The sequence below is a fragment of the Mesorhizobium sp. M0408 genome (assembly GCF_040321495.1).
Taxonomy (GTDB): domain Bacteria; phylum Pseudomonadota; class Alphaproteobacteria; order Rhizobiales; family Rhizobiaceae; genus Mesorhizobium.
In genome coordinates this window covers 21,898-43,083 of sequence record NZ_JAMYRO010000027.1, presented here as the reverse complement: position 1 = coordinate 43,083, position 21,186 = coordinate 21,898, and the positions used below count along the sequence as shown (strand labels likewise).

At 60.7% G+C, this 21,186-nt stretch carries 16 protein-coding genes; 10 read left to right on the top strand and 6 right to left on the bottom strand.

What is annotated here, in order from left to right; genetic code table 11:
- Positions 1-49: 49 nt before the first annotated feature.
- Complete coding sequence (locus NKI67_RS26115) at positions 50-1,723, bottom strand: ABC transporter substrate-binding protein (RefSeq protein WP_352635886.1); 1,674 nt, start codon at positions 1,721-1,723, stop codon at positions 50-52.
- 298 nt (positions 1,724-2,021) lie between these two features.
- On the opposite strand from NKI67_RS26115, the gene NKI67_RS26110 reads away from it, so the two are divergent.
- The 8 genes from NKI67_RS26110 (at position 2,022) to NKI67_RS26075 (ending at position 12,428) form a co-directional block, all read left to right on the top strand.
- Positions 2,022-2,747 carry a LuxR family transcriptional regulator gene (locus NKI67_RS26110; protein WP_245274646.1) on the top strand — a complete coding sequence of 242 codons (726 nt, stop codon included), beginning with the start codon at positions 2,022-2,024 and terminating at the stop codon, positions 2,745-2,747.
- Between the two features lie 173 nt (positions 2,748-2,920).
- On the top strand, positions 2,921-3,820 hold the full coding sequence (locus tag NKI67_RS26105) for a proline iminopeptidase-family hydrolase (RefSeq protein WP_023675634.1): 900 nt from the start codon (positions 2,921-2,923) through the stop codon (positions 3,818-3,820).
- 486 nt (positions 3,821-4,306) lie between these two features.
- Positions 4,307-4,555 (top strand): hypothetical protein, encoded by a 249-nt coding sequence (locus tag NKI67_RS26100; RefSeq protein WP_156937305.1) that lies wholly within the window; start codon positions 4,307-4,309, stop codon positions 4,553-4,555.
- A gap of 253 nt (positions 4,556-4,808) precedes the next feature.
- Complete coding sequence (locus NKI67_RS26095; protein WP_023675632.1) at positions 4,809-7,547, top strand: non-ribosomal peptide synthetase; 2,739 nt, start codon at positions 4,809-4,811, stop codon at positions 7,545-7,547.
- Positions 7,544-8,527, top strand: coding sequence for an NAD(+) synthase (nadE, locus tag NKI67_RS26090; protein ID WP_023675631.1), 984 nt, complete (start codon positions 7,544-7,546; stop codon positions 8,525-8,527). The genes NKI67_RS26095 and nadE overlap by 4 nt, the downstream gene beginning before the upstream one ends.
- 3 nt (positions 8,528-8,530) lie before the next feature.
- Positions 8,531-10,552 (top strand): asparagine synthase (glutamine-hydrolyzing), encoded by a 2,022-nt coding sequence (gene asnB, locus NKI67_RS26085; protein WP_023675630.1) that lies wholly within the window; start codon positions 8,531-8,533, stop codon positions 10,550-10,552.
- Entirely contained in the window at positions 10,549-12,105 is a 1,557-nt protein-coding gene (locus NKI67_RS26080) for a class I adenylate-forming enzyme family protein (protein WP_352569014.1), read from the top strand. Before asnB ends, NKI67_RS26080 begins: the two co-directional genes overlap by 4 nt.
- Positions 12,106-12,161: 56 nt before the next feature.
- On the top strand, positions 12,162-12,428 hold the full coding sequence (locus NKI67_RS26075) for an acyl carrier protein (RefSeq protein ID WP_023675628.1): 267 nt from the start codon (positions 12,162-12,164) through the stop codon (positions 12,426-12,428).
- Between the two features lie 99 nt (positions 12,429-12,527).
- Here NKI67_RS26075 and NKI67_RS26070 read toward each other — a convergent pair whose 3' ends face one another.
- Positions 12,528-13,220, bottom strand: a complete 693-nt coding sequence (locus tag NKI67_RS26070; RefSeq protein ID WP_023675627.1) for a N5-glutamine methyltransferase family protein — start codon at positions 13,218-13,220, stop codon at positions 12,528-12,530.
- A 404-nt stretch (positions 13,221-13,624) separates the two neighbouring features.
- Here NKI67_RS26070 and NKI67_RS26065 point away from each other — a divergent pair, with 404 nt between their 5' ends.
- Both NKI67_RS26065 and NKI67_RS26060 read left to right on the top strand, forming a co-directional pair.
- Positions 13,625-15,376: a type I secretion system permease/ATPase gene (locus NKI67_RS26065; RefSeq protein WP_352576401.1), complete on the top strand. Its 1,752-nt coding sequence runs from the start codon at positions 13,625-13,627 to the stop codon at positions 15,374-15,376.
- Positions 15,377-15,618: 242 nt separating this feature from the next.
- The gene (locus NKI67_RS26060) at positions 15,619-16,917 is read left to right on the top strand and encodes an HlyD family type I secretion periplasmic adaptor subunit (protein WP_352455326.1); all 1,299 of its coding nucleotides are present in this window, start codon (positions 15,619-15,621) and stop codon (positions 16,915-16,917) included.
- Between the two features lie 24 nt (positions 16,918-16,941).
- Here the strand turns inward: NKI67_RS26060 and NKI67_RS26055 are convergent, their stop codons facing one another.
- The 4 genes from NKI67_RS26055 to NKI67_RS26040 all read right to left on the bottom strand — a co-directional run bounded on the left by NKI67_RS26055 (position 16,942) and on the right by NKI67_RS26040 (position 21,172).
- On the bottom strand, positions 16,942-18,204 hold the full coding sequence (locus NKI67_RS26055) for a polysaccharide biosynthesis/export family protein (protein WP_023675623.1): 1,263 nt from the start codon (positions 18,202-18,204) through the stop codon (positions 16,942-16,944).
- Positions 18,205-18,285: 81 nt separating this feature from the next.
- Positions 18,286-19,290, bottom strand: a complete 1,005-nt coding sequence (locus NKI67_RS26050; protein ID WP_352647567.1) for an SDR family NAD(P)-dependent oxidoreductase — start codon at positions 19,288-19,290, stop codon at positions 18,286-18,288.
- A gap of 74 nt (positions 19,291-19,364) precedes the next feature.
- Positions 19,365-20,039 carry a sugar transferase gene (locus NKI67_RS26045; protein WP_023675621.1) on the bottom strand — a complete coding sequence of 225 codons (675 nt, stop codon included), beginning with the start codon at positions 20,037-20,039 and terminating at the stop codon, positions 19,365-19,367.
- Positions 20,036-21,172 carry a DegT/DnrJ/EryC1/StrS family aminotransferase gene (locus NKI67_RS26040; RefSeq protein WP_023675620.1) on the bottom strand — a complete coding sequence of 379 codons (1,137 nt, stop codon included), beginning with the start codon at positions 21,170-21,172 and terminating at the stop codon, positions 20,036-20,038. The genes NKI67_RS26045 and NKI67_RS26040 overlap by 4 nt, the downstream gene beginning before the upstream one ends.
- Positions 21,173-21,186: the final 14 nt, after the last annotated feature.

The following is a 21,186-nucleotide window of genomic DNA, read 5'->3' as shown; positions in this document are numbered from 1 at the left end:
GAAATGCGACGGAGAGCCAGCGGCACTCCGTCGCATTGGCTCCGGTCGGCTATTCCACCCAGGACTGGCTGACAATCCAGTAGAATTGCGGGCTGAAGGTGAAGTTCTTCAGCCTGGAAGAGATCACATCGACGCGCTTTGGCGTGAACAGGACAGCGACCGGAGCCTTGTCCGTCACAGCCTTGTCGATGGCGGTCCAGAGTGTCGCGCCCTTGGCCGGATCGGCGATGGTGGCTGCCTCTGCCTCGTCCATCGAGGCGTCGATCGACTTGTCGCAGAACCCCGAAATATTGACCGAGGCGTCGGAGCCCGGCGTGAACGAGGCACAGCTGAACAAGACCTGCAGGAAATTCGATGGCGCCGGGTAATCCTGGAACCATTGCGAGATCGAAATCTGCACCTTGTTATTGGTGTTCTGGATGTAGGTGAACTGTATGTTCTGCGAGATCGGCTTGACCGACGTCTTGTAGCCAAGCTGGTTGAGCACATCCTGCAGGTAGACGCCGATCGCCTTGGAGACCGTGGTGTCCTCGGTGATGATCGTCACCTCCTGACCTGCGGTTCCCGATTCCGCGACCAATTGCTTGGCCTTGTCCATATCCGGCGCCGACCACTTCTCACCTGGATTGGCGGTGAACGGGCAATAGGCTGCGAATGACGGGAAGCCCGGCGGCAGGATCTGACAGGCCGGCTGCGCCAGATTGCTGCCGCCGAACAGCTTGACGATCGCGGCGCGGTCGATCGCGAAGTTCACAGCTTGGCGAACGCGGATGTCGTTGAACGGCGCCAGATTGGTGTTCATCGGCGCATACCACATTGCCGTCAGCGGGTGAACCGTGACCTGCGCGGCATATTTGGTGCCGAGTTCGGCGAGACGGTCGGACGGCGGTGGGTCGAACATCCAGTCCGCCTGGCCATTCTCGACCGCCGTCACCGCCGCCTCGTCGGTAAGGCCGAATTCATAGTCGATCTCGTCCGGATATCCGGCCGGCTGCGCTTCCTTGCTCCATTCCTTGAAGTGAGGATTGCGCACAATCTTCATTAGCTTGTTGGGGTCGTAGCTGGCGATCATGTACGGTCCGGTACCCGGGATCGGATCGGTGCCGGCGTCCTTCAGCGGCGCGCTCGCCGGCAGGATCGACGCGTGTGGAACGGCCAGCTTCTGCAGGAACTCGGCATCCGGCTGGACCAGGTTGAAGGTAATGCTTCCGGCCGCATCGTCGACCGACAGGCCACCTTCGAGGGTGCATGCAGCGGGGGCCTTCAAGCACGCATCCGCGCCGACGATGCCTTTGTAGAAGGTCCCGGCCGTCGGCCCGCTGATCTTGAAGATGCGTTGGAACGAAGCCACCACGTCCTTCGTGGTGACATCCGAGCCATCCGCGAATTTGATGCCCTTGCGCAGCTTGAAGACGTAGGTCTTGCCGCCGTTCTCGACCTGCGGGAGGCTTTCCGCCAGGTCCGCGACGACTTCGAAGCCGGTCTTGTCCCCGGCCTTCTTGTAGGTCACCAGGCCATCGTAGAGGACATAATTGATCTGGAAATACTGCAGCGTGTAGTTGATGTGCGGATCGGCGGTGCCTGCCGCGGCATTGGCCAGCAGTCGGAGTGTGCCGCCTGGCTTGCCTTCGGTGGCCAAGGCACTGCTTGCCGGCGACATCATGGTCACGCCGAGCAGAGCCAGGCAGGGTATCAACGCTGCAAATGCTTTTTGGGGTCGCATATTTGTTCCCTCATGGAGGCGTGTCGGCTTTTGCCGCGCTGAACCCGGTCGATCGACCATTGCGCGACTGAAACAGTCTGGGTTTGCGAACGGTGTGCGCTACTTGGCCCGATCGCAAAAGACTACGGCGAGCGAAGCCGGACGGGATAGCTATTAAGATAGATAGGGTCGGACAGGCTTATCCCGCCTATTTGTTGAGCAGCCGGCCGACATGGCTATTTGACAAGCAATCATCAGCGGGTAAGCTTGCCCGATGCAAAGCCTTCCAGGCGATCTAGAGAGCCGGTTCGAAACCGGAATGAGCATCGACGCTGCCATGGCGGTGGCAACGGAGGTGCTGGAGCCCATCGGTTTCACCGCATTCATCTACGACTATACGCCCGTGCCGGTCAGTCACAAGGGCGAGCTTATCACGCCGTCGCTGATGGCTCTGCGCAACGTGCCGCGCGACATGCAGGATCTCTGGTGCAAGGGCGGATATTATCAGCTTGACCCGGTGCAGGAGGCCGCGCTCACCGTATCGAGACCGTTTCTCTGGTCGCACAGCGGCGTTCAGAGCACCGTCATGCAGCGCGTGCTCCAGTCCAAGCACGATCCTGTGGTCAGCTATTTGCTTGACACCAGGATGACCTGCGGCGTCACCGTACCCATTCGCCTTGCCGGCGGCGATCTCGCCACCTTCACCGCGATCCGTGCCGATCCGGAGGCCGGGTTCGAGCTCGAAGCCAGACCCTTGATCGCCGAGATCGGAGATCTGGGTCATCTGCTGCATGACTCCGCCTACGCCGGTTTCGACGCCGGAATCCGCACCTGCCAACATGTCCATCTGACGTCGCGCGAACGTCAGTGCCTGCGCCTGGCCGCTGCCGGACTGACGGCCAAGCAGGTCGCGCGTGAGATTGGCCGCGCGGTGCCTACCGCAACGCTGCACCTCAACGCGGCGACGCGAAAGCTTGGCGCGCGCAACCGCTTCCATGCCATCGCGCTCGCCGCCCATTACCGGCTGCTCGAACCGGAGCATTGAGGCTCGCGACCTGCGGGGGATCGGCCTTGCCTCGGGCAAACCCATAACCGGCGAACCTATAAAAAGTGCTAGCTGTAAATGCGCTGGGCCGCTTAGTACCGTCGGCCGCAAACAAGGCTTGGGAGGGGTGCACCAAAGTGGCTCCTGCCGCGCCATGATGCGGAGCTTGGACTGTGACGGCACATGCGATCACCGAAGGATTTAGCGACTACAAGGGCTATCGCACCTGGTACCGTGTGACCGGGGACCTCGGGTCGGGCAAGCTGCCCCTGGTCGTCGCTCATGGTGGACCGGGCTGCACCCACGACTATGTGGACTCATTCAAGGAGCTTGCCGGAACCGGGCGAGCCGTCATCCACTACGATCAGATCGGCAACGGCAAATCGACCCATCTGCCGGACAAGGGCGGCGACTTCTGGACCGTCGATTTCTTCCTGGGCGAACTCGATGCGTTGCTCGCCCATCTCAGCATTGCCGGCCATTATGCCCTGCTCGGCCAGTCCTGGGGCGGCATACTCTCGGCCGAGCACGCCGTGCGCCGCCCTGAGGGGCTCAAGGCATTGATCCTGGCCAATTCGCTGGCCTCGATGGCGCTGTGGGTGGAAGGAGCCCGGCAATTGCGCACCGAGTTGCCAGCCGATGTGCAAAGTGCGCTCGACCGGCACGAAGCGGCGGGAACCACCGATCACCCCGAATATGTTGCGGCGACGAAGGCTTTCTACGACCGTCATGTCTGTCGCGTCGTTCCGATGCCGCCAGAGGTCGCCCGGACATTTGCGGCAATCGAGGAAGATCCGACCGTCTATCACACCATGAACGGTCCCAATGAGTTCCACGTCATCGGCACGATGCGGAATTGGACCATCGTCGACCGCCTGCATCGGATCGAGGCGCCGACCCTGGTTTTCCGCGGCTTCTACGACGAAGCGACCGAGGCCTGCGTCCAGCCCTTTCTGGATCTTATCCCGTACGTTGAAGGCCTGGTCTTCCCGAATTCCAGCCACATGCCGCATGTGGAGGAAAAGTACGACTGCCTCAGCGCCGTCGGGCGCTTCCTGGCCAAATACGATTGACGTTCCAGCGCCAGGTCTTCTGTTCCAACGGATCGTCGACACGACGCAGTCGTCGTGAGGCAGGTTCAGAAAACCTCGAACCGTCCCATTTCTCTGCCGACGCACATTGCTATGCCTCGGTGATGGCGACGCCACGCTATGTGGATGTCCCGCAAAGGCCTGCAGGGTCGTCCGATGAGGCCAAATCACGGGCAGAATGCCAGATCACGGACAGCATAAAGGAGCCCATTCGAGCGCCTTTTCCATTGCCCGCGGAGGCAGGGGCCTAACGTTGCGGCGCAGATTGGCATGTCGCCGGCATGGCCGCAATCAGCCTGCCCTCCCCTGAACTGGCATCCCGTCGCTGAAAAACCTGACGGATACGGAGGACCAAGTTGCCGGTGGGTACGGAAAGTATCGGACCCAAAGTTTCGCCAAGCAGTTGCAACCGAATTCATTAGCCGGCGTTAAAGTGCGGGTGATCTAGCGGGGCATGGGGAGGCTTTCATGCAGACGTATCTCGTCGAGCGTATGGACGGCGACGATGTTATCTCGGTGCGCGTTGTCAACGCGCCGAGTCCGTTCAGAGCCGCAGCTATGATGACGGGCGGGCGTATTACCTTCCGAACGTGGGAAAAGGATTGGATCCGCGTGACCGACGAAAATCGGGGACAGATCTATGCCTATTGTTTCGTCCCCGGCAGCTATTCCGACACCGAAGCATCGCCGGTGTCGTCCGGAAGAACCACCGAATAGGCAATATGCCTGAATAGCGGCAATTCCATCTTCGACCCCACCTTGGTCTTCGAGCCCGCCTTGGCATGTGTCCGTGTCATGCGCACCACAACAGCCAGCGAGCCCGGCATGATTGGCTCGGCCGACGGCTTGCGAAACAGGCGAAGTGACTAACCAAGCGCCCTTGAGGGAAGATCAGGGCATCATCAGAATGATCGATGAAAAGATTGGGGCGGGGGGCGATAAGTGACCCTAATCTTAGCGTAGGCAACTCATGTCTTCGGCATATTTGGGATCAGAAGTCGCGGATCAGGATCTAGCGGTGGATTGTCAGACAACGACCTCCGATAATTGGTCCAGTGTCCCACAATACGCACTGGATCAGGGTGGTCCCGTACTGCGCCCATTTCAAAGATTGGGCGTCGATTTTACCAACATTGCGGCCTTCGATCACCTGAGAAATGTCGTCCGCCAGTACCCCGACAAGCTTGCAATCAGCGACGGCGCCAATCGTCTGACCTATTCCCAGCTCCTCCGGTCAGTCGAGACGCTGTCCCACCAGATCGCGGCGACCGTCCCAGACGGACAGGCGATAGGGATTCTTCAGGCCAACTCGGCCTGGTATCCCATTGCCATGCTGGCAAGCATGACGGCTGGGCGGCCTTCGGTGCCACTCAACGCGCGAGATCCTAGCTCGCGTATCCTTGAAATCGTGGCCGGGGCGCGGCTCTCAGCTGTCCTGGGCGAGGGCAATGTCCGACCCGATGGATTGCCCCACCTGGTCAGTTGGATCGATGTGTCGACCAGTGCGGCCTCGCAGGCTGGGCAAGTGCCTCGTTCTTATTCCGTCTCGGTCGATGCGCCCGCCATCGTGCTTTATACGTCAGGGAGTACGGGCCGGCCCAAAGGCATCGTTAACAGCCAGCGCAGCTTGCTGTGCCGGGTCCAGCAATATGTCGATGCGTGCCACATCAACTCGGATGATGTTTTCCTGCCATTGACCGGACCCGCCACAATCGCCGGGTGCCGGGAGATTCTTGCTGCTCTTCTCACCGGCGCCACCTTGCATCTGGTCGAAGTCGAAGCGGTCGGCCTGCGCGCCGTTCAACGCCTGGTGCGATCCGAAGACGTGACAATCACCTATCTGGTGCCGGCACTGCTTCGCGCGCTTATGGCAGACGGACCTGCAGAAGCGTTCCATTCACTCAGAGTCGCCCGGATCGGTGGCGAGAAGGTGCCCTGGACCGACATCGCCCTGCTGCGCAAGGCCGTCTCCGATACGTGCCTTATCCAGATCGGTTACTCGTCAACCGAGACCACCGGCTCGCAATGGTTCCTGCCGCGAGACTGGCCAGAGCATGGAGATTCGGTTCCAGTTGGCTGGCTGCTGCCTGGAATCACCTTCGCAATTGTCGACGAAGCGGGCCGCCGCGTTCAACCGGGCCGCAGCGGAGAGCTTCTGATCAGGAGCCCGTATGTCTTGCTTGGCCATTGGGAGGACGGGGCGGTTGTGCCGGCAACATCAGACCCGCACGATCCAGGCCTTCGGATTTTCGCGACAGGTGACCTCGTTCGACTTGATGATCAAGGCCTACTGCACATCGTCGGTCGCAAGGGGCGCCAGGTAAAAATCAACGGTCGACGCGTCGAGCCAGCCGAACTCGAACGGGTGCTGCGTTGTGCACCCTCTGTCGCGGATGCCGTGGCAATCGTGACGGCCGCGAATGAGCTTGTCGCCTTTGCTGTTCCTCGGCGCTCGGCCGAAGCGACCTTTTCGGACGAGCTTCGCCAGCTTGTCAGGACCAATCTGCCGCCGCCGCTGCGTCCCTTGCGGTTGCACACGATCGCCGAGATTCCGCGTCTGCCGAGCGGCAAAGTCGACATCACGACACTTGCAGAGATGGATCTTTCAGCCAGAGAGACAGCGGCGACCGCGCGTCCGCTCGAGCCGCGAGGCAAGCTGACCGCGCAGCAGGTTGTCCAGCGGGCATGGACCAGCATTCTCAATACGCGCGTGGCGGCAGGACGCTGGGATGACGCCGGAGGAGATTCGCTGAAGCTGCTGCACTGCGTCATGGAAATCGAAAGCGCCATCGGGCAGGAACTCGGCCTTGAGGCCTTCACCGTCGGGATGAGCCTGGAGCAAATGGTCAAGGCGGTCGTGTCCGCCCAGGCAGGCGATCAAAGCGCGCGCGCCCAGAAGCACGACCCTCCCATTCTTTTTCTGTTCCCGGGGTCCGTCGGCTATGGCCCGAGCCTTGCAGCCTTTGCAGCAGCGATGGGCAAGGTGACCCGCGTTGCCCCGATCAGGTATCCGGCCCTGGCTATGATACTGCGCGGACAAGACAGCCTCGCCGATATGGCCGACGCCGCCGTCGACCAGATCCGCCGCGCCCAACCCTCGGGCCATGTACGACTTCTCGGCCATTCGCTCGGCGGCGCTGTTGCCTTCGAAGTTGCGGCGCGGCTGCTGGCAGCGGGGCGAACCGTAAAGTTCCTCGGCATCCTCGACACCAGCCTCGTCGGGGAGCGAAGCGCCCGCTGGGAGACGTTTACGCGCACATTCAATCGAATCCGAACCAACCGCGTGTCCGCTTACCGGATGGCATGCCGCGCCCTCGCGAAAGTCGCCGTGGCAATGAAGCGCGAGGCACAACTGGTCCAGTTTCTCGACCGCTTCGCTCAAGGACAGTTCAACGCGACGAGCTTTAGAACCAAACTGGAACTGCAAGAGGTTTTGCGCGCGCAAGCCTTCTTCCAGTGGGTGGCCGAGCCAAAGCCGGCTCTGCCGATCACAGGCACCCTGTTCCGCTGTGCTCGACCCGGAATGCCTCTGGCAATCGGCTGGGATAGCGTCTTCGCCCATCTGGACGTGATTCCGATCGTCGGCAGCCACATCGATCTGGTTGTAGAGCCTCACCTTACCACCAATCGTCCCCTTATCGAGAAAGCGGTGGCGAAAACCTATTCGCCAATCGAGTCTCGCAAACTGGAGTACAAGCCATCGACCTGATCTCAACATTCGGCAAAGACGCCCTGGTGCTCGACGCTGGCGCGGAAGTCGATCGCATCGTCCAGATCTTGCGCCAGCAGGTCCTCGGCACGCTGCGACGTCGAGGGGTGGTTGTCGGCCTCTCAGGCGGCATCGACAGCTCCGTCGTTGCGGCGTTGTGTGTTCGCGCCTTTGGGAAAGGCAAGGTCCTCGGGATATTCATGCCGGAGCGCCATTCCTCCGGCGACTCACTGAGGCTCGGCCGCATTGTCGCCGCACACCTTGGTATCGAAACGATCCTGGAGGATATAACGCCGGCCCTGGAAGCGATCGGCGCCTATAGACGGCAGACCGAAGCAATCCAGACCGTCGTTCCCGAATATGGGGACGGCTGGAAATGCAAGCTGGTGCTCGCCTCGGTTCTCGAGAGCAACGGTCTCAACATCACGCGCCTCACGGTTCAGGACCCCGAGGGCAGGACCGACACGGTGCGCCTGCCGTCGGCAGCCTATCTGCAGATCGTCGCTGCAACCAACTACAAGCAGCGCCTGCGCAAGATGACCGAATACTACCATGCCGACCGCCTCAACTACGCGGTAGCGGGCACGCCGAACCGCCTGGAGTACGACCAGGGCTTCTTCGTCAAGCAGGGCGACGGAATTGCCGACCTGATGCCAATCGTCCACCTCTACAAGACCCAGGTCTACCAGTTGGCCGAATATCTTGGGGTGGAGGAAGAGGTCCGGCGCAGACCGCCCACCACAGACACCTTCTCGATGGCGCAGAGTCAGGAGGAGTTCTACTTCGCGCTTCCTTATTATCTGATGGATCTGTGCCTCTACGGCTTGAACCATGGGATCGCCGACGAAGACGTCGCCGAGGCAACCGGCCTCACCGTGATGCAGGTCCAGAAGGTTTTCAAGGATATCGACAGCAAGCGGCGCGCCGCACGTTATCTTCACGCGCGGCCGTTGGTGTCCTCTTCAATGGGCGAGGGCTAGGCGATGTGCGGCATCGCCGGAATTGTGTCGCTGAGCGCCGCAGCGGCGCCCCCTTCCCGCGATGCGCTGATACGCATGGCGGGCGCGCTGGCGCATCGCGGCCCGGACGAACGCGGCCTTTACCGGGACAGACGTGCGGGATTGGCGCATGCCCGCCTGTCCGTCATCGATCTCGCAAGCGGCCAGCAGCCACTCGCCGGCGCGGGCGACACAATGTGGATCGTCTTCAACGGCGAAATCTTCAATTACGTCGAGCTGCGACAAGACCTGGTCGCGCTCGGTTATCGCTTTCGCACACGCAGCGACACCGAGGTCATCGTCCATGCCTATCATGCCTGGGGCGAGGCCGCCTTCGAGCGAATGAATGGGCAGTGGGCAGTCGCCATCTGGGACTCCGTGGCAGGTCGTCTCGTCTTGTCGCGGGATCGGTTCGGCATCTGCCCGCTGCACTTTTGCGAGCATGGCGGACGGCTTTACTTCGCCAGCGAGGTGAAGGCCATTTTCGCGGCCGATGCGGATATACCCCGCGCCTTCGATCCAGCCGGCATCGATCAGACTTTCACACTCTGGACTGTCGCGCCGCCACAAGGCGTGTTTGGAGGAGTAAGCGAACTCACGCCGGGGCATGTCCGCATTTATGACAGCGGCGTCGTCCGGGAGCGGGCTTTTTGGAAGCCTGACTATCCAGAGGTTGACGGACCCGGCGATGATGAATTCACCGGCTCGCTTGATGACGCGGTGGAGGAAGTGCGCAGCGCCCTGGAAGCCGCGACGGCGCTCAGGATAGTACGCGCCGACGTGCCGGTCGGCTGCTATTTGTCCGGCGGGCTCGACAGCTCGCTGGTCGCCACGCTGGGGAGACGCTTCGCGGGCGAGCGCTTCCAGACTTTCTCGCTGCGTTTTGCCGACGCCGAGTATGATGAGACGCATTTCCAGCGCCTGGTTGCCGGCGTGGCCGGCAGTGACCATCATGAGGTGGTTGTTTCGCGCAGCGATATCGCTGGCATCTTCCCTGAGGTGATCTACCACACCGAGCGGCCAATCCTCAGGACCGCGCCGGCGCCGCTGTTCCTGCTCTCGAGACTGGTGCGCCAGCACGGCATCAAGGTCGTGCTGACCGGCGAAGGGGCCGACGAAATGTTCGCCGGCTACGATTTGTTCCGCGAGGGCAAGGTCCGCCGCTTCTGGGGACGCCAGCCCGCCTCGACGCGACGCTCGCGGCTGCTGGAGCGCCTCTATCCCTATCTCAGCCGCTCGCCGGTGCAGCAGCAGGCGATGGCACGCCAGTTCTTCGGGCGCGACATCCACGCCTGTGACGCGCCTGGTTTTGCGCATGGCACGCGCTGGCGTACCACAAGCGCCATCAAGCGGCTGTTTTCGGCAGACATGCGCGCCCAAACGGAGCGCCGCAACGCCGTGTCCGAGCTGCTTGCCCGCCTGCCGCCGGAGTTTTCGCGATGGGGCTCTCTTGCGCAGGACCAGTATATAGAGATTCAGACGCTGATGTCGGGATACCTGCTTTCCTCACAAGGGGACAGAATGCTGATGGCTCATTCCGTCGAGGGGCGCTTCCCGTTCCTCGATCATGAACTCGTGAGACTCGCGAATTCGCTTCCTGCCGCCTACAAGCTGCGCGTGCTCGATGAAAAGCATGTGCTGAAGCGCGTAGCGCAACCGATCGTGCCGTCGGAAATCGTCACCCGCAAGAAGCAGCCTTACCGGGCCCCCAACGCGCTCTGCTTTGTCGCAGATGGCGCTCCGGCCTACATTCGCGAAGCACTTTCGGAGGCGGCGCTGCGCGAAGCGAACGTCTTCGATCCCAAGTCGGTTACCCGGCTCCTGAACAAGTGCCAGGCCAGCGCCGGCGACGGCGACCTGTCCAACTCCGACAATATGGCGCTTGTCGGGGTGCTGTCGACGCAGCTTCTTCATCGGCAATTTATCGCGAGCCTTCCAAGTGGGGCTCGCACGCTCAAGCTCAGCATCGATATCGACCGCGAACACCGCGAAGAGGTGCTCGCATGATGCATGGCGCCGTACCGCTCCTGCATGACTATCTCACCCACTCTGCCAGCCGGCTCGGCGAGAAGGTGGCCCTGGTGTGCGGCAATCAACGTGTCACTTATGGCGATCTCGATATGCGTTCGAACGCCATAGCGCACCATTTGACCGATGCCGGAATTGCGCGTGGCGATCGCGTGGTGGTCTTCGCCGACAACACTGTCGAGGCCGTCATTGCGTTCTGGGCGGTGCTCAAGGCCAACGCCGTGGTGTGCATCGTCAATCCGCTCACCAAAAGCGACAAGCTTGATTATCTGCTCAACGATTGCCGCCCGACGGCACTGATCACCGACAAACACCTGCACTCGATTTTCAGGGAGCCGGCGCGGAATTGCCCATCGTTGCGCCGCATGATCGTCTCCGGGCCGATCGAACACAGCGACCTGCAAGAATTGCCGCATGCTGTGCGCTGGGACGCCGCGGTCGCGGCAGCCCGCAGCACGCCGCCCTCGCGCCGCTGCATCGACATCGATCTCGCTGCGATCATTTATACATCCGGCTCGACGGGCGAGCCCAAGGGGGTGATGCTGACGCATCGAAACATGATCGCCGCGTGCGCCTCGATTTCCTCATACCTGGCGCTTGCCGAAGACGAGGTGATCCTCAATGTCCTGCCGCTCGCCTTCGACTACGGTCTTTACCAGATGATCATGGCATTCGGCGCGGGCGCCCGGCTGGTGCTTGAGCGCTCGTTCGCCTTCCCGGCGCAGATCCTTGGGCTGATCAAGCAAGAAAGGGTGACGGGTTTTCCCGGCGTACCGACCATCTTCGCCGCACTCGGGGAGCTCAGGTCTCTCAGGGATCAGGATTTTTCGAGTATTCGCTACGTCACGAACACTGCGGCCGCCCTGCCGCTCAAGCACATTCTCCTGCTGCAGGAGCTGTTTTCTGGCGCCCGCATCTATTCGATGTACGGCCTTACCGAATGCAAGCGCTGCACCTACCTGCCGCCGGAGGATCTGGAGCGAAAGCCGTCGAGCGTCGGGATCGCCATCCCCAATACGGAAATGTGGATTGTCGACGAGCATGACAGGCGGGTCGGCCCCGGCATCGTTGGTCAGCTCGTCATCCGCGGAGCGACGGTGATGAAGGGCTATTGGGGCAAGCCGGAGGCGACAGCCAGGAAGCTCAAGCCTGGCCCGCTGCCGGGTGAGCAGGTCCTATACACCGGCGACTACTGCCGGATGGACGCCGAGGGCTATCTCTACTTCGTCGGTCGCGGCGACGAGATCATAAAATCGCGCGGAGAGAAGATAGCGCCGAAGGAGGTGGAAAACGTGTTGATGAACATTGCGGGCGTACGGGAAGCCGCGGTCATCGGCGTTCCGGACGAGCTGCTCGGGCAAGCAGTGAAGGCATTTGTCGTGATGGAGCAGGGAAGCATGATCGGTGAAAAGCAGTTGCAGAAAGAGTGCCAGAGACGGCTGGAAAACTTCATGGTTCCGAAGTCCATCGTCATCGTACCCAGTCTGCCGATGACCGACACGGGTAAGCTCAAAAAAACGGCCCTGTCATGAGTCGGTACCAGGGCGAAGTTGATCAGCATTCATCTTTTGTACCGGAGGCGAAATCAATGTTATCTACCAAGGATAGAACCGATACCTGCAGCGAACAAATTCGCGCTTTCCTGGCTTCGAATTTCTATATAGCCGATCCCGAGAGCCTGGAGAGCGACACCTCGCTACTCGACCAGGGCATCGTGGACTCGACGGGTGTGCTCGAGGTTATCGGCTTCATCGAGGAGACCTTCGGCATCACGGTCGAAGACAGCGAGCTGCTGCCGGAGAATCTCGATTCCATCGAGGGAATTGCGCAATACGTCATGCGCAAGAGAAACTGACGCAAGAGAAACTGATCGCCGAAATCTCGCGCAACTCTGTTTCAACTTCCCGGCCGTTTCTAGCCGCGACAGCGCGTCTACCTGCCGCGGCTGCGATGCTTACGCCTGCGCCCTCGTATGTCCCACAACCACCCTGCCCTCACCGGCCTGGTTGGTGACTGCCCGGATACTCGAATAGGCCTTGGAACGCTCGAGCAAACTCATGACCTGCCGGTCCTGGCCAAGCCCCACCTCGAAAAGCAGGATGCCTCCGCGCCGCAAATAGCGCGGCGCCTCCTTGAGCACCCGCATGTGGATGCTCAGGCCGTAGGGGCCGGCTGCGAATGCTTCACGCGGCTCGAGCTCGACCAGATGCGAACGGTCGCCCTCGAGCCGTTTTTCCGAAATGTAGGGCGGGTTGCAAACGATCACGTCGATCGTGCCATCGAGCTCCAAGCCTGAGAAGGCGCTGAACAAGTCGCCCTGAAGCACCGTTACCCGGTCCTCGATTTCAAGATGGGTGACGTTGCGGCGCGCGACCTCCACGCATCCGTCGGTAAGATCGCTTGCCCACACGCGCGCGGTGGGAGCGTGGTGCGCGATGGCGCACGCCAGATTGCCCGCCCCACAGCACATGTCGACAACGCGAGGCACCGGCAGGTTCAGTTGGCTCAGGACATCGAGAGCGGCCTTGCCGAGCAGTTCCGTTTCCGGCCGAGGAACAAGCGCACCGGGCGAGACCAGCAACTGCAATCCCATGAAGGTGCTGCGCCCCCTGCCGTAGGCATCGGCAACGTTGATCTCTTCGCTCACGACACTCGCCTCCCGATTTAGCCGGCGTTGGTGGCCGACAATTGCGTACCGATGAAGTGTATCTCAAAACCGTTTAACTCTCGATCGACAAAATCAAAACCGATCCCTCCCCAGACGCTTTGAAGCCTTGATGCTACAAAGATGACCATAAGCTTCTGCGCCGTGTCATGATTAGGAATATCTCCTTACTCGACCCGGTTATCCCCAGCCTGGCGAGCCAGTTGCCGAATTCTCAGCCTGGCGTCACGATTTTGCTACATTTTAATCAAAGAAGGCACGTATGTAAGCAATTCGTAATGTTCAGCAGCGGGGCGGGGCTGCTGCTTCCCGGAAGGTTAAAGTTTGTCCCTCATCGAAAGAATCGACGAGATTGCGCGGCAATTTCGCGTCAACGAGCGCACATCATGAAGTCGACCAAAGGGCGCTCGCTCGATCTCCGCTCCGCAATGTTCGGCTGTGTGCACGGCCTCGTCGGCGTAGGCATTTTCTCGGCATTGATAAATATCCTCGCCTTGACCGGCTCCGTCTACATGCTCCAGGTCTATGACCGCGTGCTGCCTTCGCAGAGCGTGCCGACTCTTGTCGGATTTACAGTCGGGATGCTGGGACTTTACGCGGCCTATGGGCTCCTCGATTTCGTGAGGCTTCGCCTGTTGGTCCGCATCGGCAGCCGCCTGCATAGAAATCTGCAGCAAAAAGCGTTCGCAGCCTCGCTTTCCCTGCCCCTCGTCGCCGGGCCGGATGCGAACCGGGTACACCCGCTTCGTGATCTGGACCAGCTACGTGGCTTTCTTTCCGGGCTCGGGCCGACAGTCTTATTCGACGCTCCCTGGATACCATTTTATATGGTGGTCATCTATCTGCTGCATCCCGCGCTTGGCGTGCTGGCAACGCTCGGCGCATGTGCCGTTGTGTTTTTGACGGTGGTTGCCGAGATCATCGGCCGCAAACCTGCGGCTCGTGCATCTGAGACACTCGTAGCGCAGCGGCTTCTGGCCGACTCCGGCCGCCGCAACGCAGAGGTTGTTCAGGCGATGGGCCTTTCCGCCCCGCTTAGCCGGCGCTGGAACGAGGTCAGTCATCTTTATCTGAAGAACCAGGAACGGCTCTCCGACGTCGTCGGCGCAGCAAGCTCACTGTCGAAGACGCTCCGAATGGCCCTGCAATCATGTGTGCTAGGGCTTGGTGCCTACCTTGTGATCGGCGGCGAGGCCTCGCCTGGCGTGATCATTGCATCGTCCATATTGCTGGGCCGCTCGCTGGCGCCGGTCGATGTGGCGATCGCAAACTGGAGAGGGTTTCTGGCAACCCGCAAAAGCTATACCGAGCTGTCGGCAGCCCTGGATGCTTTTGATAGCCAGCAAGAGCCAATGGAACTGCCCGGCCCGAAGGCTGAGCTTGCGGTCGAGGAATTGACCGTCGCGCCACCAAGCCTGCAGAAGCCCACCATCTTCAATGTAAGCTTCCGCTTGGCGAGAGGCGCAGGGTTGGCGGTCGTCGGCCCGAGCGGCTCCGGCAAGACCACGCTCGTGCGCGCTTTGGTCGGGGCATGGAAGCCGCTTCGTGGCACGGTAAGATTGGACGGCGCCTCGCTCGATCAGTGGAATTCAGAACTGCTCGGCATTCATATTGGCTACCTTCCGCAGGACGTTGAGCTGTTCGACGGGACGATCGCCGACAACATTTCGAGGTTCGGCGGCAAGCGCGACGCAAAAGGCGTGCTGGCAGCTGCCAAGGCTGCGGGCGTGGACAAGATGATCATGCGTCTTCCGCAGGGTTTTCAAACACGCATCGGAGAAGGCGGCGCGGCCCTTTCGGCTGGGCAGAGGCAGCTCGTCGGGCTTGCCAGGGCACTTTACGGCGATCCATTCCTCGTCGTTCTTGACGAACCAAATTCCAATCTGGATGCAGACGGTGATGCTGCTTTGGCCGGCGCAATCCTGGCAGTGCGTCAGCGCGGCGGTATCGTGATCGTCGTTGCGCATCGCCCCTCCGCTCTCGTCAACATCGATCAGGTACTCGTCCTGTCGAACGGGATGCTCCATTCGTTCGGCTCGCGCGAAGACGTTCTGGCAAATGTGATCCGGCCCTTCCCGCGCCCGGACAAGCCAAACATTGTCGTTCCGCTGCAGCACGGTGCAAGCGGGCATGCGTGAGGTATTGCTTAGTGTCTAACGTGACCATGTCGTCATATGCTGCGGTTGGCGGCGAAGGCCAGCCGACCGGGGAGAAGCCGGAGCCGGATGGGATTCGAGCCAATCTACCCTGGGGTACTCTGGTCCGGAGCCTAGCAGCACATTGTCGTTCCGCCGCACAAAGGTGCAGCCGGGCATATGCGAGGTATCGCTCTGCTGTTGCCGTGTCGTCATACGTCGCAGCCGGTGGCGAAAGCCGTTCGTTGGAGACGAAGCCAGAGCCGGATGGCATCCGGGCCAATCTGCTCTTGGGCCTGGCAACCAGCTTGCTGTTGATCTTTGGCGGAGGGCTCTGGTTGGGATTGACCAAGATTGCCGGCGCGGTGATTGCGCCCGCAACCGTGGTGGTCGAAAGTAACATTAAAAAAGTCCAGCATCAAACCGGCGGCACCATCGGCGGAATCTTCGCGCAGGACGGCGATCATGTGAAGGCCGGCGATGTGTTGGTCAGGCTGGACAACACATTGACCCGAGCAAACCTGCAGATAATCACCGAGGACCTCAATCGCGCCACCATTCGTCTGGCCCGACTGGAGGCCGAGCGCCAGGGTCTGCCGGAAATGCAGATCCCGCCCGACCTTCGCGCTCAAATGGGCGACCCGCAAGTGGTGGCACTTGTCAGTGGCGAGCGTGCCTTGTTTGAAAGCCGTGCTGCGGCGCTGGCTGGCCAGAAGGCACAATTACAAAGCCGCGCGAAGCAGCTGGAACGTCAGATCGATGGCCTCAAATCGCAGCAGTCTGCAACGGACGAGTCTCTGGATCTGCTGACCAAGAACCTTGCCGATGTCGCATCTCTCTACGCAAAGAAGTTGGTGTCCAAGGAGAGGTTGAGCAATGTCAGCCTGGACAAGACCCGGGCTCGCGGCGAATCGGGGCGCCTTGTCGCAGCGATAGCAGAGGTACAAGCTCACATCAGTGAAACGGACCTGCAGGTGCTTCAGCTCGACGAACAAATGCGGAGCGACGTGACCAACGAACTTCGCGAAACGGAAGCCAAGCAGACCGAACTCAGTGAGCGCAAGGTGGTGGCCGAAGACGAACTCAGCAGGACAGACATTCGTGCCCCGCAATCGGGCACAGTACAAGAATCCTCGGTCCATACCGTAGGAGGCGTGATTGGCGCAGGAGAGGTGCTCATGATGATTGTGCCCGATTCCGACAACCTTGTCGTCGACGCTTCCATTCCTCCGTCGCGTATCGATGAGATTCATCCCGGACAGCAGGTGTCGATCCGCTTTCCAGCGTTCGACGCCGGCACCACACCTGCTTGCGAAGGCTCGGTCAAGCGCGTCTCAGCGGATCTGATCAAGGATCAGCAACGCCAGCTTTCCTTTTTTTCGGCGCGCATCGACGTCGAGAATGAAGCGACGTGCCTGACAGGAGAGAAAATACTCAAACCGGGCATGCCCGCCGAAGTCCACATAAGAACCGACGAGCGCAGTGTCTGGTCCTACTTGATGAAGCCCCTTACCGACCAGTTTTCCAGGGCCTTCAGGCAGTAAAGCGGTTGCGAAACGCGGCCCGATCTATCGGGTCGCCGCATTTTCGAGAGCGCTGCTGAATCTGACCTCGATCGTGTCTCCCGGCATGACCTCGGTGTCTTCTTGGGCAAGCTGTTTTCGCCATTCTTCGCCGACCTTGCGAATGATCGTGACCTCGGCCTGGACCTTCTCGCCGGCAACCGGCAACGGCAGTGCGGCAGCTCCCGTGGGCTGCAACTTTTGGCTGGCGGCGCGAAGCCTTGCGCTGACGTCGGCAAGGCGCACGTTGGTATCTTTCAACTCGATCAGCAGACCCATCCTTCTTTGGTTGTCATTGCGTTCGTGCTGTCTGGCAAAATCGTCCTGCTGACGTCGTGCTCTCATAAGCTCAACCGACGTTTCGAGTGCCCGGCTGGAAGAGAGAACCAAAGCGCGCCGGACGTCGGCGAGCCGGTTGTTGGTGAGATTTCCGGACTCAAACGCTTTCCTTACGCGCGCCAGATCGTCTTCGTCCGCCTTCACCCCATCCGCTTCGGCCTGCTCGCGTTTGAGCAAGGTCTCGGTTTGTGCGGCGGCATCCTTGCCGCTTTTATCCAGAAAGCCCTGCTCTTGCTGGAAGTTGTCCAACGAGAGCTTCAGCCCTTCCGCTTCAGCCTGCGCGATCGCCGACGCAAAACTTGCCGGCAAGGGAGATCCTTGTGGTGGCTGCATGTCGAAAGTCGGTTTGTCCTGAAGTTCGGCGCGGATGCGGGCGCTATGAAAATAATCTCTGGTATATTCCCCCCAAAGCGACTCGTAATCGCGCCGCAGATCCACCGGATCTGGGCCAACCTGGTTTGCCCGGGACCGCAAAAGGCTGAAACCGCCTGACACGGCAATCGCCTGCCGCACGGTCATCAGCGGGCGGTAGGCCTGCTGTCCGGGAGTGAGCACGTCGCCGGTCACATAGATCGGCCTGTACTCCGCAACCACGGCGGTCACGTCTGTCGGCTTGATGACGATCATTTGCTCCCGCCCATCAGGCAGACGCTGGTGGAATATCTTGGTCGGCAAGATCGTCTGCATGCGCGTTTGCAGTTCAGCCGGAGTTAAGCCGCCCACCGAAACCATACCGACTTCGGGAAGCGCGATCGTGCCGTCCATCTGGACCACCGCACGTTGCGTTCGCTCCGGGATGGAGGCAATTCCGATCTCGACGGTGTCGCCGGCAGAAAGTCGATAGGCGACCCGCGGTTCCGCTGCAGCAGCCGTATCCATGGCAGCCAGCATGCCGAGCACGACAATAAGGATTCGATCAGCGAGGACCATGGGCGACAATCTCCTTCTGGCTCGAATCCGGCGATACCGCGGCCGCAATCAACAGCGGAGCCAATCCTCCCGGGCGAAAGCTCATGTCATGTAACCCATTTCGTGTCGCACCCGGCCTTCGCTGAGGCGCCCTTGCCACCATTCGATGGTCCGCTCCAAGCCTTCGCGCAGGCTGGTCTGGGCACGCCATCCAGTCTTGCTTTCGAGGAGCGAAGAATCGGCCAGCAAGGCACGCACCTCGGAATTCTGCGGCCGCAGGCGGCGCTCGTCCCGGTGGATTGGTTTCTTGCAGCCACTCAACTCGATCACCAGATCCAATATGTCCGAGATCGTCACAGCGCGCTGGCTTCCGGCATTGTAGGCATGGCCAAATTCGAGCTCGGCGGAACCTGCGGTCAAAAACGCCGCCGCGGTGTCTTCCACGAAAGTAAGATCGCGGATCGGGCTTGTGTCTCCCACCATGATCGCCGGGCATTTTTTGTCGAGAGCCTGGCGTATAATGGTCGCTACGATGGCCCGCTCACTCTGGCGCGGGCCGTACGTATTGAAGGGCCGCATGATGACCACGGGGATGTCGAACGATCTGGCGTAGGACTCCGCCATCATGTCCGCGCCGATCTTGGATGCCGAATATGGTGACTGTCCCTGCAACGGGTGGGATTCGCTGATAGGCATTGTCAGCGCGGTGCCGTAGACCTCGCTTGTCGAAGTGTGCACTACACGCTCCGTCTCCCATTGGCGCGCCGCTTCGAGAACGTTGACCGTGCCCAGGATGTTGGTCTCCACATAGGACTGGGCAGCGGCATACGAATACGGGATAGCTATCAGTGCGGCGAGATGAAACACGACCGCCTGGCCACGCACGATCCGGTTAAGGAACGCGCTGTCGCGAACATCGCCGCGGACGAGATTCAACTGGCGTCGTATGGTGTCGGGCAAATCGTCCAGCCAGCCGTGGCTGTCGAAGGAATTGTAGAGTGCCAGCGCGGTGACGTCGGCGCCGCTGCGGACGAGTGCTTCGGTGAGATGAGAACCGATGAACCCGTCGGCACCCGTAACCAGAACTTTCCTGCCCTTGTATGCCATGACCCAAGCGTTCCCCCTATGACGTGAGGCACTGACGTTGCAAATCCACGAGAGCGCGGATGTCCCACCTGCTCTCAAGGTCCAATCGGCGGCGGCGAAACCACGCCAAGCACCGCCAGCAAGCCGCGCACCATCCACACAACATCGGAGCCGATCGTGCGCTGCGGATAATAGGAAAGGTCGAGCCTGGCTTTGGCAGGAAACAGAACCTGGCGATAGAACAGTAGCGGGTCCACCGATCGCGGATAGAAACGGGCTTCATGCCGGAAGAGAACCTGGGCTGGACCCAGCAAGCCTGGCTTGTATTGTAAAACGTCTTCGAAGCCCCCGCGAAAACAATCGGCGAAGGCAAGGCTCTCCGGGCGTGGCCCGATGATTGCCATCTCGCCTCTGAAGACGTTCCAAAGCTGTGGCAGTTCGTCGAACTTGGTGACGGCGAGGAACCGTCCTATCGGCGTCATGCGGCTGTCATCGGCCATGGTCAGAGCCAAGCCACCGGGGTCGCATTGCACGCTGAACTTGCGGAACTTGTACATGCGGAATGGGCGAGCACCGGCCCCGACGCGGGTCTGTGTGAAGAAGATGGGCCGACCGCCTTCCAGCAGCAGCGCCACGGCAATCAGCAGCATCAGCGGGGCGAAGACGATCGCCGCGGCTGCCGCAATGACGAGATCGATTGCTCGTCTCGCAGACCCATGGGCGGCGCTCGAGACGTTAGACCGGTGAATGGCTAGGTCCAGGGCATTCATGCGGCTGTTCCTGTCTGAGCGCAATTATTGACCGCCGCGGCAAGAGCGACGACTACCGATTCGACCAATGGCGCGGTGATCTGCGGATGCAGCGGTACAGTCAGTTCGCGCTGCGCGAAATCTTCAGTGCGCGGTAAGTGAGTACCGGGAATGAGCTCACGATAGAGCGTCATCTGGTGCACCGGCGGGTAGTGGATAGTGGTTTGTATCCCTTGCCCGCGCAGTGCGTCGATGACGTCTTGCCTGTCGGCGTAACGTGGCAAAAGGATAGGCATGATGTGGTAGGCCGACGTCCGCGGCTCGTGGAACGGGATGGTCACGGCCGGGCAATGCTTCGCTATGAGACGGCGATACAGCATGACCAGGATACGCCTGATCTCATTCCACTCCTGCAGATTTTGCAGCTGGACCAGTCCGATCGCAGCCCGCAATTCATCCATGCGATAGTTGAATCCGAGCATGGTGACATCATACTGAGGGGTGCGGCTGTTCAGCCTTTGACGCGTCCCGGTGGTCATCCCATGTCCACGCGCCTGGCGGATTGTCTCGAGCAGACCGGCATCCCTGGCGATCACAGCCCCGCCTTCCGCCGTGGTCATGTTCTTGTTGCCGTAGAAGCTGAAGGCGGCTGCGGCACCAAATGTCCCCACCTCCTTCAAGCCCGGCGCATGCGCCGCGTCCTCGACGATGTGCAGCCCCCGGGCACGGGCGAGCCTCTGCCATTGTTCCCGATCGGCGAGGTAGCCGGCGAAATGAACGAGAATGATTGCCTTGGTGCGGGCCGTGCATTTCGCTTCGGCTTCCACGATCGACATCAGCGGCACGTCGGCTGACTCGATGTCGACGAAAACCGGCGTCGCACCGACATAGAGGACCGCATTTGCGGTCGCCACGAACGTCAAGGATGGCACCAGCACCTCGTCGCCCGGTCCGATGCCAAGTGCGTGCAAAATGAGATGAAGCGCTGCGGTGCAAGAACTGACCGCGACGCAATCCTCCGCATCATGAACGTCGGCAAAAGCTTGTTCGAAGGCTCGTACCTGCTCCCCCATGGTCAGCCAGCCGCTGTCGATGACCTTGGTCAAAGCAGTCTTCTCCGGCACACCCAAGATCGGGGCACTGACCAAGAGCATCACAACCTCCTAGA